Raw genomic sequence first — 16,841 nt, 5'->3', positions numbered from 1 at the left:
CATGATAGTATTTAATTAAGATTATTTTTTCGTTATGGCCGACAGTCGAAAATGAAAAATTACACTAAACAGTGAGGAGATTGGTTGTATGCAAGTTGTAACCAAAATGTTTTTAGAACAACTCGAGATGCATTGCCATGAGAATGATTGGTTTGCATCTATGGATCAGGCGATTCATGGAGTGACCGCAGCTGACCCAGCATGGACAAGTTCGGGAATCAGCAATTCGATTTGGCAGATTGTCAACCACTTGATACTTTGGAATGAGGACGTAATCCATCGAATTAAGGGCACAGAGAATCCGCATAAGGCAGAAGACAATGAAGAAACCTTTGGAAATCCGGGGGATCCAGAAGACGAGATTGGGTGGGCTCAGACAGTGCAGCGCCTTAATAAAGTCATGAATAAATTAAAAACGGTCATGGCGGACCTTGACGATGAAAAGTTAAAAGCTCCGTATGCAGCTAACAGGTACTCTATTGAGCGTTTACTCAGCAATATCATGATGCACGATGCGTATCATCTCGGCCAAATTGTTCTGTTGCGAAAGTTGCAATCCTCTTGGGGTGGCGTTGATTGGTCGTAAAGCACCATAATTCAGCGACTTCCTCGCCCAGCGGTAGAAGCAGTATTGACGGTGTGAAGCTCTTTTCATTCTCTATGGTGAAGCGGGTGATATTCCTGCTTTATGGATGGCTAAATGGGTGTGTTAGTCAAATAAATAGAATGTATTTGCAGAGGGATCTTTCTCCTATTTCATTGTTTAACAGTCGGGCGCTTTTCTTAAATAAGAAGGGGTCTTTTTGCGTGTACAGCACATTTAGGGATTGAGTTTATTGATGTGTAAAAAAATTGTGAAGTCCTGTACTTAAAGTAAAAGGTGCTTTTGTTGAATAAGCTAATACTAATAAAGACCACATAATATCGATTATGTGGTCTTTTAAATTATATCTTATTAATAATATCAGAGTCCTTCCATGAGTGAGCTGTATTATTTTTACGTAGCATTTTTCTTTGTAAGAAAATCTGGGTCGTCTTGATATCAGAATGACCAAGACTCTCTTTTATGGTCAACAAATCCGCACCCTGATCAGCACTAATAAGAGCAAAAACATGTCTGAAGCTATGTGGTGTAATATAATTTTTTACGCATTTTAATAAAGTCCAGATCAGCACTATTTATTTTTTTGATTAAATAATTCGATAGATACTTATATCCATATGCTTTTCCTAAAAAAACCTCGATTACGTTTATTTCTTTCAGATGAACTAAATTTGATCATTTACTCTGTCTTGTAAACACAAGAATCTATATTTAAGAAAGGTCTTTATCAGAGGATTGGATTTAAGAGAAAAGGAGAAAAGTTTGCTACCTTAAGTATGATCGTTAAAGGTGCTTTCTTTTTTATAGTTCAGTCGAAAAAGACCCAGGGAAACAAGCTTTTAAAAGCTTGATTTTCTAATATGTGATTTATTAACAGTTTAATAGAAAAAGGAGTAATTTCTTATTACTCCTTTTTTAGCAACTTTAACTCTTTTACATTTGCTTGTTACTATTGCTCTCTAACAAACGGCATAGTTAGACAGCGAATGCTACCAGCGCCATGCTGAAGTTGTTTCACGTCTACACCTATATACTCTATATGTGGGAAAATTTCCTGATAATAAGAGACTGATTCATTGCTGATCAGTACCGTTTGCTTATTAAGATTAATAAAGTTTGTATAATCAAGCAGGTAATCTTTGTTTGGAAGCCAAAATACAGAATAACCATGACGTTCTATAAAATTGTCAATTGTGCTGTATTCAGGTTCATAACTAACTGATGATGATTTAAAAATAGAGACGGCTGAAAATCTTAAAAAAGAAGCTGCTATGAAAATATCTTTGCCCAGGATATTACAGACAACATCCAAATGAAGAGACTCTATAGTTTTTGGGAGTGAAACAAACCCAACTTCTTCCACACCTATTGAGAATAAAAAATTTGCAAGCTCAATTCGGTTTTGTGACCGATGTCCAGTATTAATTAAGACACATTCAGGGCTAATTATCAGGAAATCTCCAAACTCAAGTGAACTCGAAGAAGGTATTGACAGTAGAGCCCTATTTTCTGTAAAACTCTTTAAAAAAATTTGAGAAAAGTAAAAATCCGGCTGTCTTAACTCGTTGCCAGGAGTACCTAGAATCATATTTTCTCCGAATACAGCGCCAACATCTCTAATGAAAATGCGGTTTACTAACCGATCCCAGAGAGGAGATATCACTTCTGTACTAAGATCATGGACGGTACAGCCGAAATTTTTTAGTTTCATTTTCATTTGATAATGTTGATCATATGCTTTTTCGGCAATAAATTCCTCCGCAAACCCAACTGCTGAAACTTCAGATCCTAATACATTATGATTCGCAGGGGAACAAACAAAAACCTCTTTTAAAGTCCCATTCTCAGAATAACAATAAGGTTTAAGCTTCTGTTTTAACAAGTATCCTTCTCTCCTTCACAAAGCAATAGTAAAAACTAAAGTGTATAAGGCAGGAATAGGCTAAATTATATAAAAATACAGAGAGAATATCGTGTTCCCTAAAGGATGAGAAGGGCAGTGAAAACCTCATAGGACTTAATAAAGAAACAGGTTCTTTAAAAAACTCTTTTAATTATTGAAAAAATTTGCCATAATAACCAATTAAAGGGGAAAGTAGTGTATATGTTAGATTCTAGAGTTTCAATTTGCTTTCGTCAATCTATTTTCTTTTTAATCTTAAACCCATGAAGATGGAGGTGAATATTCTGGAGGTTATAGCTGTTAAACTGGATCAATCTTTGCAAGTAGCTAAGATGCAAACCTTATTAAATTATATTGATAGTGAAAAACAATCGCGGATAAAATCCTTTTATCGATATGAAGATAAAGAGAGATGCCTGATTGGCGATATTTTAGTCCGCTATATGCTTGCCAGCTATCTGCGAATTTGCCCACAAGAAATAAATTTTTCTCATAATGAGTTCGGTAAGCCATATTTAAAAGAATACCCTTTATACTTTAATTTATCTCATTCAGGATACTGGGTAGTAGCTGTGCTGGACACTAATGAAAATGGCATAGATGTTCAAGAAATGGGTGATGTAGATCTTGCATTGGCTGAGCGATTTTATAGTAAAAGAGAATATATAGAACTGTTGGGAATGAAAGGAAACCAAAGAGCGCATTTATTTTATGACTTGTGGACCTTAAAGGAATGCTACATAAAAACAGCAGGAAAAGGCCTGTCTCTGTCGCTGGATTCTATTATTCTAGAAAGGATCGATAGCAGTATTTACAAATCTTATCTAAAAGAAAAGGAAATCTATCTTAAGTTATATCACCTTGATTCATCCTACAAGCTGGCAGTCAGCTCCGATTCTGGTTGCTTCGAAAATCTTAAAGTACTTACCCTCGAAGAACTATACACCTTGTTTATGGTTTCTCTTAAGACCCCAGCCCTAATAAACGGCAAGTAAGCACATATAATTTCAAAATTATAAGAAATAATTTGAGGGAAGGTGAATTTGTGGAAAAGACCAGATTAATTTGTTTGCCCTATGCGGGAGGGTCTGCTGCATCTATTTATTTATCATGGAAAAAAAAGCTTGAAGAGTATGTTGAGGTAATACCTTTGGAGCTCGCTGGAAGAGGAAAGAGAATCCGGGAGCCATTATTTCAAAGCGTTGACGAAGCCGTAGATGACCTAATGGAAAAAAATATTGACGTTCTGCAAGAGGGGAAACCTTACAGTATATTTGGACATAGTATGGGAGGGCTCCTGGCATATGAATTATGTCAGAGGATAAATGAAGAAGGACTATCTTTACCTGAGAATCTGTTTGTCTCTGCTTTTCAGCCTCCTCATATCAAGCTGGAGGGAGATATCCACTTGCTGCCAATGAATGATTTTGCAGAGAAAATGAGAAAAAGCGGCAATATTCCTGAAACTATTTTTCAAGACAAGGATTTGTATAATTTATTTATTCCAATTTTGTATGCAGATTATAAATTGGTGTTTCAGTATATCTATAAACCGAAGGCGTCAATAATGAAAAATAATCTACATATTTTTACTGGAAACAATGACTTAAAAGTCTATCAACTGAGGAAGGAATGGTCATGCCATACACAAGGGTCTTTTGAGGATCACGTATTTGAAGGAGGCCACTTTTTTATTAGGGAAAATGAAGCAGAAGTTCTCAAGAAAATAGTATCTATTTTATTGCCTACTAAAGTTCTTTTAAATTGAAATAATAAACCCTCTAAATGGAGGGGTTTTTGCTTGTCATATTATGTTCTCAGTATTCAGGAAGTTCTTCTCCGTACTCAGGAAGTTCTTCTCCGTATTTTAGGTAAATCTTATCAGCCGGAAGTCCAGCTGTATCTGCAGAAGCACTAGCACCAAAAGTAAAAAGAGAAGAGAGTATAATTAAACCTAATATTTTTTTCATCATTGTTCCTCCTAGGACATTTTTTTCTGAAGGTGCAAACAGGATTCAAAATAATAGCTACTTTTTTTGTATTGATGCAGTCTCTTATAGATGTTCCCCAAAAGTTCATAGTACTTTGAAAGCAAACCAAATTCATTTATTTCTAAAAAACAAGGAATTGCGGTGTTTTCTAAAAAATCAATGAGCTCATCAGTGTTTTTTGAGATTTGGAATTCCAATACTTTTAATTGGATTAGCTTACTAGATTGTTCATTGGATGGTTTGTACTCTTTAAAGGCTAGTTCTATCCACTCTTTTGCTTCTTTAAGTCGGTTATTTTCTTTTAAAACAGTCGAAAGTTCAATTATTGTATTGAGATAAAAATCTGTTTGTGAATCGGTGTATTTAAGAGTTTTCAGATAGTAATCAATAGCTTCATTAAATCTTCCAATCTTACTATACAAATAGCCGAGATTATGGAGAGCCTTGGCAAAAGTTAACTTTTCGTCTAAGCCTGGAGCGACTTCGGTAATCTGGGTTAGAATTTCAATAGCCCTATTATACTCTTTAAGCCGACCTAGGTTTACTCCTAAAAGCAGCTGGCACTCCAAGCTTCGTTTAAAAAACAATTTGCTGTTAAAGATAGTTAGAGCTTTTTCCACATAAGTCACTGCCATTCTTGTATTGTACGTTTTTGTGTAGGTCAAAGACAGATGATAGAAAAACTCAGGATCTTCGTGCTGAGGGTCATTAAAGAAGTAAATTATGTTTTCAAAGTACTCGAGGCCTTTTGGAAAATCCAACAGAATAGTACATAAATAAAGACCATGTAAGTAGGTGAAGTAAGCGCTTTGGTGCTGATTTAACTTCTCCTTGCTTTTGGTTAGTGTCTCTAGTACAGTGGTTGCCTCATTTTTCTTTTTCCTATGAATATAGTAGCGTAACTTCACCAGGTAAGAATAAAAAATGAGATCTGTTGAATATACGTTCTTGATCACTGAATCATTAATCTCTTTCAGTTGCTCAATTAATTCTGGCTCATCCCTTTTTATAATCGAAAGGTACCATAATTCAAGGTTTTGGATGATGTCAAGATTATTATGATGGATATCGTGGATATCAATATCCAGCCTCTTTAGCAGCAAGGCCAAGGTCTCTTCATTTGGATCAATCTTAGAATTTTCTAGTTTGCTTAAATAAGTGATGGAACAGATCCCCAAGGATAATTCCTGCTGAGTCATCTCTTTTTTTGTCCTTGTGTAAAACACCAGCTTTCCAAAGTCTATTTCGGAGTTCCTTATTTGCATAATTCCTCCCGTATGTATTTTATAGGATTTTAGAAAATTTCCATATTGAGAAAATTAATGGAAATTTTTCCATTTCCTATTAATTCTAACCGTGCATTTTCTCAATAGTCAACCAATTACAATTCAATTAATATAAAAAGTGTAAAAGGTTACAGGATTATCTTATAGGTAGGCTATCTGAACTATATTGGAGAGGATTAATGTTTCAGCTTATAAAGGAGATATGGGTGCTTTGTAAATTTAAAAATTAATGATTAAAAGGGAAAGTGTGTATATAGAATCATTACTTATATTGTGATAGTAAGTTAGGTTAAATGAACTAAAAGAAATCAAGACAAAATTTCGTTGGTGTTGAAATAATGGTGAAACTTTTAGTATGTAAGCGAAATTTCTACAGTTTTTGATAGTATTCATTGCCAAGATTTCTTTTAAGTACTTTATTAAGCCTCTAGAAACTAAGTTACATTTTGATACCTATATTACTTTACTGGTTTCCCATACATTATCTGCCTTAACTCTAAAAGAAGGCATTTATCTTTAAAGGAGCGTTAATATGACTATAACCGCAGGAAAAAGTTATTCCTTGTCTCCAAATCAGGAAAATCTCTGGCGTTCTCACTATCTGTCCTCAGAGCAGAACCATTTAAATATGTTTACATCTTGGCTGTTACCTGCGGATGCAGACATATCTGCTTTGAAACTTTCTTTTCAGAGCGTTTTAGATCGATATGCTTCATTACGGACGATTTACGAAATGGTAGATGGAATACCTGTTATGAAAATAATGGAAAATCAAACACTTGATTTCCAGCAAAAGAACCTTTCTCACTTAAGTCTTGAAGAATTTAACAAGAGTCTAAGCGAGGAAGCTCATACACCTTTTGATCTAAAAAAATGCACGATGAAAGTCAGGATCTTGGAGAATTGTATTTTTCAGAAAGTTCTTTTGATCAATATACACCACATTGCAATAGATGGAATTTCTATGATGGTTATAATGAAGGAATTTGGCAGGTTCTATGATTTGTATTCTCAGGGAAAGGAACCGGAAGAGCGGGAAGTAGACTTAAAATATTTTGAATTTTCAGCAAATAAAGAAGGACAAGCATACCCTAGTACAGAGAGTCTAGAATATTGGAAGAAAAGGCTTCAAGGAGGTAAGGGTATACATCCTGTTAATCTCCCTGCAAAAAGTTCTGATCATCATTCGTTTAAGGGGGATTGTTTATTCTTTTCAATTGATGAAAAGCTTGCAAACGCATTAAAAGAAACAGCAAAAATGAATGATTCGAGCTTATATATAATACTTCTTTCTGCTTTTCAAGTTTTACTTCACAGATACAGTCAGCAAAAGCATATCTGGGTTGGCACTCCCTTCTTTAATAGAACCAGAAAAACATTAAAATCCGTAGGTTTCTACGCTAACACACTTTATATAGATGGAGCTTTTACAGAGGGCTTAACCTTCTCAGAGTTACTCAAACAAATCTCTAAGAAATTCGAAGGAAGCAAGGAGCATAAAGAGATTACCTATTCCAGCCTTATGAGACTGATGCAGGATAATGGACTGGCAGAAGAACAGGGTCGTGCGAACGTAATGTTTAATTTTCCAAATATGAGAAGTGTTACGAAGAACAATCTGGGGCCAGCTTTTCTAGGTATAGGCGGGGCAAAAGGGAAGTTCGGATCACTTGAATTCGAAGTTTATCCACTTAAAAGAAATATTACACAATTTGAAATTGAGTTTGATGGTATTGAGTTTAATGGGGGGATTACTTTCCGCTTATTATTTGATCCGGAAAAATATGATGGGAACTTAATGAAACGCTTCACCGGCCACTTTATCCAGCTACTTAGAGGGATTGCTAAAAATCCATACGCAGTACTGGAGGAATATCCCCTACTGCTGGAGAGTGAAAAAAACACCAGTTGAATTCCCTTAATCACCCCCAACTTCTTAAAAACACCAATCAGCCAAATCTTATACTTGAAATTGAAAAGCAGGCCCGTTTAAATCCCGATTCTCCTGCTGTAACTATGGGAGGAGATACCCTTACATACCGTGAACTTTCTGAGAAATCCAGCAAATTGGCTGGAGGATTGAAAAACTTGGAATCTGTCAGGAGGAGAGGATAGGGCTTGCAGTTTCCCAAAGTGTAGAAGCCATTGTTGGGATCATCGGAATTCTAAAGGCCGGTGGAGTCTATATTCCTCTAGACCTTAAGTATCCCAGAGAACGACTCGAATACATGATAATGGATGCAGGCATTTCGAAAATCATCACAGACGGAATAATGGACTTATCTGTACCTAATATAAATTTTCTATTATTGGACGATTTGTTTCATACAGCGGAAGAACCACTAATGGAACTAAATCCAAAGCAGCTGGCATACATCATCTATACGTCAGGCTCAACTGGAAGACCTAAGGGCGTTATGGTGAGCCATGAAAACATTTATTATTCTACCAAGTCAAGAGAGCAAGTATATAAATTGAACAAAGCTTGCCGCTTTCTGCTGCTGTCCTCGATATCCTTTGACAGCTCAATGGTAGGTATTTTCTGGACACTGACGGTCGGCGGGGAAATTATCCTGACAGACTTGAACAATCAGCTTGATGTACCGGAGCTGCTTGGTAAAATTCAAAAAGAAAAAGTAACTCATATGTTAAGTGTCCCCTCGTTTGTTCAGTTAATGCTAAACCAGGCAGGAACAGCACAATTGAGAAGCCTTGAATGTGTAATTGTCGCAGGAGAACCTTTTCCTAAGAGTCTACATACATCTCAGAAGGAAAAATTCCCGAATATAGACCTTTATAACGAATACGGTCCCACGGAAGCTTCAGTGTGGTCCAGCTATTACAGACTCGGTGAAACATGCAATCATCCTGCGGTTCCAATTGGATATCCTCCTGCACATGCAAGAATATATATTCTCGATAAACATCTTAATATGGTTCCTCAAGGCACTGAAGGCGAAATATATATTTGCGGGCGTGGCATCACTAGGGGTTATAATAATCGGCCATCTCAAACTGCAGATAAATTTATTCCAAATCCCTTCGGGTTAGGGGAACGTCTGTACCAAACCGGTGATTTGGCTCGTTATAACGAAGATGGAAGCATTCATTTTCTTGGAAGGATTGACGGACAGGTTAAAGTGAATGGATTCCGCATTGAGGTAGGGGAAATTGAAGCAGCAATTGAAGAACAAGTGGATGTTGATAAAGCGGTCGTGCTCTTAAAAAAGAAAATAATCTATCAAGAATAGCAGCCTTTATTGTTGTTCCTTTGGGCATATCGCTTAGTAAGCTAAAAAGAAAACTTGCTGCCCGCCTGCCTCATTATATGGTACCTTCACAGTTTATAGTGATGGATGAACTTCCATTAACTCAAAATGGAAAAGTTGATAAAAAGAAACTATTGAAAATTAAAATATCCGCTAAGGAAGAGCGTGAGGATATTCTTCTCCCGGAGACTCAAGAAGAAAGAGTTCTTAGTAACGTAGTTACCGAGTTGCTCGGAGAAGAAATAAGCATGAATGACAGCTTTTTCGAAATAGGAGGAGACTCGATTTTCGCTATTCAGATATCCTCAAAACTCCTAGAAAAAGGGTGGACATTAAAGCCCAAGGATATTTTTGAAAAGAAAACAATTGTCAATATGGCAAGAGCAATGAAGAAAGTAAAGCAGAAGTCAATAAATGCAGTAGATCATGGAACAGTTCCGTTAACACCGATTCAGCAGTGGTTTTTTGCTCAGGGGTTCTTATATCAGAATCACTGGAACCAAGCACTTCGGTTAGAGGTTCAAAAAGATATCGAATACGGCCTATTACAGGATGCTTTCGATTATTTGATGAAAGTACATCCATCTTTGAAACTGAGGTTCTTCCAACAGAATGGTAGCTGGGTACAAAAATACAAAGACGATAAATCTTCTTTTCAGATTCTATATAAAAATGGATATGTCTGCGGACATTGAAAGTGAAGTCAGCAGGTTTGCTAAAGAACTTCAAGCATCTTTAAACATTACAGAAGGCCCTCTATTAATAGCTGCGTATATTGATTGTGATGGTAAACGGGAAAATGAACTCATAATAATTGCCCACCACCTGATCGTTGATATGATTTCCTGGCAGGTCCTGTTGCAAGATCTGGATTTACTATTAGAACAGAAACTGAAAGGTGATCGACTGGCACTGCCGCCTGAAAATTTCACCTACTCTGAATGGTCTCGTTATTTAAGAGAATTGGATGAAGACGAATTAAAGAAAGAGAATCAATGGCTTGTAACAAGGTCTTTTAAGGCGGATGAAAGCGTCTTGGCTAACGTGGATAAAGGGACTGAAGGCAGTAAAAGCAAGCAGAAGGGTGGCTCGAAAAAGATTTGACCCTTTCCCTTCTAAAAGAGGTTCCGAAATATTTTGAAACAAAAGCCAATGAAGTCATATTTGCAGCGGTTGCTTCGTCTTTGAAAACTTTTACAGGTGACAAAAATTTAGTGATTGATCTCGAAGGCCATGGGCGTGATCCTTTTACATCTGATATTGATCTTTCAAGGACTGTAGGGTGGTTTACAAGTGTTTATCCAGTCTTTCTGGAAGGTAGCCTTTTAAAGGCTCAAGATAATGTGTTGTTAAAACATGCGAAAAACAGCTTGAGAAGATTTCCAAATGGAGGAATTACCTATGGTGTCGCACGGTGGCTAAAAGAAATGGAGGGGCCGCAGCTTAGTAATAGCCTCTTCAGCTACAACTATCTTGGAAAAGTGGATCAGACTTTTTTCCGTTCAAAACACTTTTCTTTTCACAGCTATCTAAGCGAGTCTGTAAAAAACCCTTCTGAAAAGAGAGTCTATCTCCTAGAATTTGAACCATATATCTTCAATGAGCAACTATGTGTGCGAATACATTATAGTCCAAGTTTTTCTGAAGAAGATATTGGTCGCCTTTGTACAGATATTCTAACTAATATCCGTGAGTTGATACGTTTTTGTACAGTAACGGAAGAAATTGGCCTGGTAGCAAGTGATTTTCCTGAAGCAAACCTGGACCAAGGAGCTTTGGATAAATTTTTGCTTTCTCTTAAACAAAGTAACTAGTAAGGAGTCCCTTTATGGATATAAAAAATATTGCAAATATTTATGAATGCTCTCCCTTGCAAAAAGGTATGCTGTTTCATGCTGTACATCAGCCAGAAACAGGCTTATATATTGAGCAGATTCGGTTCTCATTATCAGATGCTCTTGAAAAGGAAGTTTTCCGTCGGGCTTGGGAAAAGACCGTCGAGCGGCACGATGCTCTAAGGACCACTTTTCATTGGAAAGGGATTAACAGCCAACTTCAGGTAGTACAAAAAAAATAAAAGTTCCGTGGGAGGAAAAGTCATGGGATTGCCCGCTATATGAAGCCGATGAAAAACTTAACAAAACTGCTGAGGATATACGAGTAGAACCTTTTGACCTTGAGAAGGGACCTTTGATGAAGTTTTGTTTAATAAAGCTAACTGATGGATATGAGTTCATCTGGACCTTTCATCACCTTTTGATGGATGGCTGGTCTATGCCCCTTGTACTAAAGGATGTTCTGGACTTTTACCATTCAACAATAAGAGATGAGCCACTTAGTTTAGAAAATACTCCACAGTACGGAGAATATATTTCTTGGCTTAACAAACAAGAGCTTAGTGAAGCTCTTGAATTTTTCCGAAGAAAGCTGGAAGGATTGGAAGAACCCAGTTATCTCAAAACAAAACGGGGTAATAGTATGCACTCCGTTCAGGATCAGTACAGGGATTGCTTTATATCTGAACAGGAAAGAACAAGACTTGAATCACTTGCCCGTGATCATAACGTAACTCTGTTTACGGTTTTACAGAGCCTATGGGCTTTATTGATAAACAGCAGGACTGACTTTACGGATGTGGTAATGGGGACAGTAATGTCCGGTCGCAGGCCTGAAGTGAGAAACTCCGATAGAATTGTCGGTCCATTCATAAATACACTCCCCTTAAGAATTCGACTTAAAAGGGAAGATACAATGCTGGAAGTAATCCAGCAGGTTCAAAAAGAGCAGACTGAATTGCTTCAGTATGAATATACCCCATTGTTCGAAGTGCAAAAAGTCAGTGGGCTAAGCGCAGATAAACCGCTATTTGACAGCATCATTGTTTTCGAGAACTATCCATTTGATCCCAAGCTTTTTACAGATGAAAAAGCAGGCCTAGCCATTACTCGTTTCCAGGTAGAGGAAAAGTCCAATTTTCCTGTTAGTTTAGCGGTAATTCCATATGAAGGGAAACTCCTTCTCCGCCTCCATTTTTCTTCCTCTGCAATCAATAATGATGATGCCGAGGCTATCTTGAACAGATTAACTTTATTTATGAATCAGGTTCTTGATGATGTAAACAAAACAGTGGATAGCCTTCAGCTAAAGGATGAAAAAGAAACGAAAAAAACAGTAATACATGGAAGAACTTTAAAACAGAAGATAACGGGACCATTTACATTACATGAACAATTTGAGAAACAGGTTCTTATCTACGGGAACAAGATTGCTGTGAGAAGTGAAAATGATGCTTATACATATAAAGAGCTTAACCGCCGTTCCAATCAGTTAGCAGCACATCTGGTGGAAAAAGGGCTAACTACAGGACAGCACGTTGCTGTCATGATGGAAAGGTCGGCCGATCTTGTAATTGCCATATTGGGTATCTTAAAGGCAGGCGGAGTTTATGTTCCTATTGACAAGCATATGCCAGAAGAACGGATAAGATATATTCTTCATGATTCAGAGGCTCGTTTCATGATTGTAGGAAAAAAGGGCAGACTGCTAGTTTCACTGGTATTACTTGTATCCCAGTCTCGGTTAAACAAGACATTGGTGGTAGAACAGCAAAAGCGGAGGTAAGCAGTTTGCATTCCGCATACCTGATGTATACCTCGGGCTCTACAGGTGAGCCTAAAGGAGTGACGGTCACCCATAATGCTGCTCTACTTCACTATCAATCTTTCAAGGAAACTTTTCAATTGAAAGAATCGGATAAAGTGCTTCAATTTGGCACTATAACATTTGATCCTTCAACGGAACAAATTTTCCCGACATTATTTAGTGGGGGAGAAGTATTTATCCGGGGGGAACATTTGTGGGATGCTCAAGAATTTGTAGACAAAGTGAATGAATATGAAATAACTATTGGGAATCTTCCAACCCCATATTGGACTGAAGTTGTACAGTATTACCGTCTAACCAATAGACAGCTGGAAATGCCTTCGTTAAGGATGCTGGCAATTGGAGGGGACAAGCTTTCCAAAGCTCACGCTGAAGCATGGAACCTGGTAAATAAAGGGAAAACAGAACTTTATAACTTTTATGGACCAACAGAAATTGTGACAACCTGTACTTACTATAAAATTAGCAAAGAACTGCCTGATACACCAATTGTGAGTATAGGTATCCCATTCCCAAACAGAAAAACCTATATTCTGGACAACATGGACAGACTAGTGCCCGATGGGAAGCCGGGGGAACTTTACATTGGAGGACCTATCCTCTCAAGCGGTTATCATTTGAAACCAGCGCAGACCGCCGAACGATTTTTGCCGGACCCATTCAGCACAGTTCCAGGAGGGAGGATGTATCGCACGGGGGATATAGTAGCATCTTCTCCTACAGGGGAAATCGATTTTCTTGGAAGAAACGATGACCAGCTAAAAATACGTGGCTACAGGGTCGAGACAGGAGAAATAGAAAAAGCACTGTTAACTATCCCTGGAGTAAGGCAGTCCATTGTAAAAGCAGAATCAGTTTCAGGAAGAAAAACACTTTACGCTTATGTAACTTTGGACAAAGCAATATCTAATGAGGAATTAAAAGCATCACTCAAAAGCGTGCTCCCGGAATATATGATCCCTAGATCGATTATAGTACTGGATGAACTGCCAATGCTTACAAATGGAAAGGTTGACCGTAAAGCTCTTCCGTTGCCTGAAGTTCTTGAAAATACACGTACTTCTATTGCTGTTCCGGTGAACTCTCTTCAGGAAAAAATGGCCTGCATATGGGAAGAAGTACTTAGGGTTGATAAAGTAGGGATCCATGATAATTATTTTGAGCTTGGCGGAGATTCCATTCTAGCACTTCAAATTGCTGCAAAGTGTCAGGAAGTAAACATTCATCTAACAACTAAAGACTTGTTTGAACACCAGACCATTGAAAATATTTCACTTGCTCTGGAGAACGAGAGCGACGAATACTTGAATTCTAATTTAACAGATTTGGGAGGAGCAAATGGCCAGCCGTTTACACCAATAATGAAATGGTTCTTTGAAAAGGAACTTGCAAATCCACATCACTGGAACCAATCTGTCTTTATCAATTCAAAAGAAGATCTTGCTGTTCGTGAATTTAAGCAGGCTCTAACGTGTATGGTTGAAGCCCACCAAGCTTTCCAAACAAGGTTCATCCATAACGGTGATGAGTGGGTACAGATTCCGGATGATAGTCCTGGTTTTACATTTGAAGTGATAGACATAAATGGTGAAGCTGCGTTAGATTCCCAGAATAAAAGAATTCAGGAAGCCCAGTCATCTATTGACTTTAGTAATGGTCCATTGATGAAGGTTCTATATTTCAGAAATGAAAAAGAAAAGAAATATGAAGTTTTCTTTACTGCCCATCATCTAATCGTAGATGGTGTTTCCTGGAGAATATTACTAGAGGACCTGCAATCAGCGTACAATCAGATATTAAAGAATGAGCAAGTGAAATTGCCTAATGAAGGAATGTCTTTCAAAGAGTGGGGTCATTTTCTCCAGAATTATGCGAAAAGTGAAAAACTGGCGAAAGAGTATCCCTATTGGAAAAAAACAGCGGCATTCAGTACCAAGATACCTAGAGATTTCATTAACTCGGATATTCGAAACACAGAGGGAAGCAAGGTCAAGAAAACGATCAGTTTTACTGAAAAAGAAACACAATATCTATTAACCGGTGTCAATCAAACTTTGGATGCCAAGATTCAGGAGATACTTATTACAAGTTTAATCCTTACTTTAAGAAAATGGACCGGAAATAAACAAGTCAAAGTAGACCTAGAGGGACACGGTAGAGAAGAAATAAATAAAGGCGTTCAACTCAGCAGGACTGTTGGATGGTTTACAGCACTTTTCCCTTTTTTGTCTGACACAGGTAAAAATCAATCACTTCTCGAAAGCCTGACAAGTACCGTAAGACAAATCCGAAGTATACCGCAAAATGGTATCGGGTTTGGAATATTGAAATATTTAACAGATAAAGAGCTTAAAGACAATGCATCTGATGTCAGTTTTAATTATCTAGGCCAAGTAATGCACTCTAGGGAAAATGATTTCTTTGAAATTTCCAACAGGAGTGCGGAACCGATCAGAAGTAAAGAGTCCAGAAGAGCATATCTAATTGATGTCGAGGGGGCAGTCATAGGAGGAAAGCTTTCTTTAGATTGGATGTACAGTAGTTATGTCCATAAAGATGAAACGATTGAAATACTTATTTCCACTTTTGTTTCAACTGTGAAGGACATTATTGCCCTCGCCAAGCAATTTGAATATAAGCTGCTATTGCCAAAATCTTTTCCAAAAATCAGCCTCAGAGAGGATGAATGGGAACTTGTTAGTAGTCATTCTACTGATATAGAAGACATTTTTCCTTTATCGCCGGTCCAGGAAGGAATGCTTTTTCATACACTTATGCACCCGAATTCAGGCGTCTATGTAGAACAGATGGCGTTTAGAATCTGCGGGGAGTTCTCTGTACAGGCGTTCTCAAAAGCATGGGATCATGTATTGGCTTCTAACAGTATTCTCAGGGCGGACTTTTTATGGGAAGGCTTCACCAAGCCGATTCATGTAATAAATTCAGAACCTAAAGTGCAGGTGGAGTATGAAGACTGGTCAGGAAAATCTAGTTTGAGTGCCGAGACTGATTTAGAAGATTTAAGAAGAATGCAGCGATTGACAGGGTTTATTCCAGGTAGGGATCAGATGCTAAAGCTTAAACTGATTTGCTTAAATGAAGAAACCCATTATTTCATCTGGACCTATCATCATCTCCTTCTTGATGGGTGGTCAATGCCTATGGTAATTAACCAGCTATCAGAAGCATACAGAAATATCATTTCAGGCATAGAGCTAAGAAGAATGGCATCCCTTTCTTTTGGCGAGTTTTCTTTCTGGCAAAGCACACAGGATCGTTCAAACACAGACGAGTTCTGGAAAGAGAATTTATTAAATTACGATCAAAGGGCGATACTTGTTGGAACTGCAACTAAATCAAACTTGGCGAGCAGTGGGCATAGGGAAATAAAGAGGAAGCTTTCACTGGATCTCACTGGTAACTTAAAGACTTTAGCTTCTAGAGAAAAAGCTACGTTGAATACTATTGTTCAATGCGGATGGTCACTATTACTTAGCTTTCTCGGGAAAAAGGAGCAGGTAATATTCGGTTCAGTATTTTCTGGTCGATCAGCCCCTGTAAAGGGGATTGAAGAAATGGTTGGGATGTTCATTAATACCCTTCCAATCGGGGTTAAAGTCACTAAAAGGAAGTCTGTAAGGAGCCTTTTGTCCGAAGTTCAAAACCTGCAAGGAAAAATAAGTCAGATTGAGCATATGCCGTTAACAGAAATTAAGGAAATAATCGGATATAAATCAAAAGATCCCTTATTCGAGACATGTCTTATTTTTGCCAATTTCCCTAATATGTTGTCATCGGATGGAAAACAGCAGCTTCTTGAAGGTGTCAGCGTGCAGGATGTGGAGATTGCTGAGCAAACGAATTTTCCATTAACAGTTTCCATCGTGCCTGAAGATAGCCTCTCGTTGGATATTAACTACAGTTGCTCTCACTTTAATGAAGATGACATTAATTTGTACCTGGATCTTCTTGTAGCAGTCCTTTCACAAATGGGAACTGATTCAGGGTGTGAAGTAGGAATGCTGATGGCAGAAATGGAAAAGCTTCTACTTTATCATAATCAATCACAAGAGTCCCAAAAAAGGAACGGAATCGGAGCAGATTAAGCAGCCGGAAAAGAACATC

Annotated in this window: 13 protein-coding genes and 1 pseudogene; 10 read left to right on the top strand and 4 right to left on the bottom strand. The window is 37.7% G+C overall.

Going from position 1 to position 16,841, the window contains the following annotated elements; all coding sequences use genetic code 11:
* Window positions 1-88: 88 nt before the first annotated feature.
* A complete protein-coding gene (locus M5V91_RS18120; RefSeq protein WP_019379478.1) occupies window positions 89-586 on the top strand; it encodes a DinB family protein in 498 nt (165 codons plus the stop codon).
* A 359-nt stretch (window positions 587-945) separates the two neighbouring features.
* Here the strand turns inward: M5V91_RS18120 and M5V91_RS18115 are convergent, their stop codons facing one another.
* Window positions 946-1,176, bottom strand: a complete 231-nt coding sequence (locus M5V91_RS18115; RefSeq protein ID WP_251174080.1) for a tyrosine-type recombinase/integrase — start codon at window positions 1,174-1,176, stop codon at window positions 946-948.
* A 377-nt stretch (window positions 1,177-1,553) separates the two neighbouring features.
* The gene (locus M5V91_RS18110; protein ID WP_251174079.1) at window positions 1,554-2,486 is read right to left on the bottom strand and encodes an arginine deiminase family protein; all 933 of its coding nucleotides are present in this window, start codon (window positions 2,484-2,486) and stop codon (window positions 1,554-1,556) included.
* Window positions 2,487-2,782: 296 nt separating this feature from the next.
* On the opposite strand from M5V91_RS18110, the gene M5V91_RS18105 reads away from it, so the two are divergent.
* Both M5V91_RS18105 and M5V91_RS18100 read left to right on the top strand, forming a co-directional pair.
* Entirely contained in the window at window positions 2,783-3,502 is a 720-nt protein-coding gene (locus M5V91_RS18105) for a 4'-phosphopantetheinyl transferase family protein (protein WP_157888522.1), read from the top strand.
* A 50-nt stretch (window positions 3,503-3,552) separates the two neighbouring features.
* Complete coding sequence (locus M5V91_RS18100) at window positions 3,553-4,275, top strand: thioesterase II family protein (RefSeq protein WP_019379475.1); 723 nt, start codon at window positions 3,553-3,555, stop codon at window positions 4,273-4,275.
* Window positions 4,276-4,324: 49 nt separating this feature from the next.
* Here M5V91_RS18100 and M5V91_RS18095 read toward each other — a convergent pair whose 3' ends face one another.
* Both M5V91_RS18095 and M5V91_RS18090 read right to left on the bottom strand, forming a co-directional pair.
* On the bottom strand, window positions 4,325-4,480 hold the full coding sequence (locus tag M5V91_RS18095) for a hypothetical protein (protein WP_157888523.1): 156 nt from the start codon (window positions 4,478-4,480) through the stop codon (window positions 4,325-4,327).
* An 8-nt stretch (window positions 4,481-4,488) separates the two neighbouring features.
* Entirely contained in the window at window positions 4,489-5,763 is a 1,275-nt protein-coding gene (locus M5V91_RS18090; RefSeq protein ID WP_019379473.1) for a helix-turn-helix domain-containing protein, read from the bottom strand.
* A gap of 553 nt (window positions 5,764-6,316) precedes the next feature.
* Between M5V91_RS18090 and M5V91_RS18085 the strand changes: the two genes are divergently transcribed.
* The 7 genes and pseudogenes from M5V91_RS18085 (at window position 6,317) to M5V91_RS18055 (ending at window position 16,822) form a co-directional block, all read left to right on the top strand.
* On the top strand, window positions 6,317-7,696 hold the full coding sequence (locus M5V91_RS18085) for a condensation domain-containing protein (protein WP_284521419.1): 1,380 nt from the start codon (window positions 6,317-6,319) through the stop codon (window positions 7,694-7,696).
* Between the two features lie 145 nt (window positions 7,697-7,841).
* Window positions 7,842-9,035: an amino acid adenylation domain-containing protein gene (locus M5V91_RS18080; RefSeq protein WP_369425994.1), complete on the top strand. Its 1,194-nt coding sequence runs from the start codon at window positions 7,842-7,844 to the stop codon at window positions 9,033-9,035.
* 20 nt (window positions 9,036-9,055) lie between these two features.
* Window positions 9,056-10,157 (top strand): annotated as a pseudogene (locus M5V91_RS18075) (condensation domain-containing protein).
* Complete coding sequence (locus tag M5V91_RS18070; RefSeq protein ID WP_284521418.1) at window positions 10,154-10,867, top strand: condensation domain-containing protein; 714 nt, start codon at window positions 10,154-10,156, stop codon at window positions 10,865-10,867. Before M5V91_RS18075 ends, M5V91_RS18070 begins: the two are co-directional and overlap by 4 nt.
* Before the next feature lie 14 nt (window positions 10,868-10,881).
* Window positions 10,882-11,130 carry a condensation domain-containing protein gene (locus tag M5V91_RS18065; RefSeq protein WP_284521417.1) on the top strand — a complete coding sequence of 83 codons (249 nt, stop codon included), beginning with the start codon at window positions 10,882-10,884 and terminating at the stop codon, window positions 11,128-11,130.
* Window positions 11,127-12,674, top strand: a complete 1,548-nt coding sequence (locus tag M5V91_RS18060) for a condensation domain-containing protein (RefSeq protein WP_369425993.1) — start codon at window positions 11,127-11,129, stop codon at window positions 12,672-12,674. The genes M5V91_RS18065 and M5V91_RS18060 overlap by 4 nt, the downstream gene beginning before the upstream one ends.
* A 5-nt stretch (window positions 12,675-12,679) precedes the next feature.
* Window positions 12,680-16,822, top strand: a complete 4,143-nt coding sequence (locus M5V91_RS18055) for a condensation domain-containing protein (protein WP_284521416.1) — start codon at window positions 12,680-12,682, stop codon at window positions 16,820-16,822.
* Window positions 16,823-16,841 lie beyond the last annotated feature (19 nt).

Origin of the sequence: Cytobacillus pseudoceanisediminis, from assembly GCF_023516215.1 — a bacterium.
Lineage (GTDB): Bacteria > Bacillota > Bacilli > Bacillales > Cytobacillaceae > Cytobacillus > Cytobacillus pseudoceanisediminis.
This window is presented reverse-complemented; position numbering and strand designations above follow the sequence as displayed.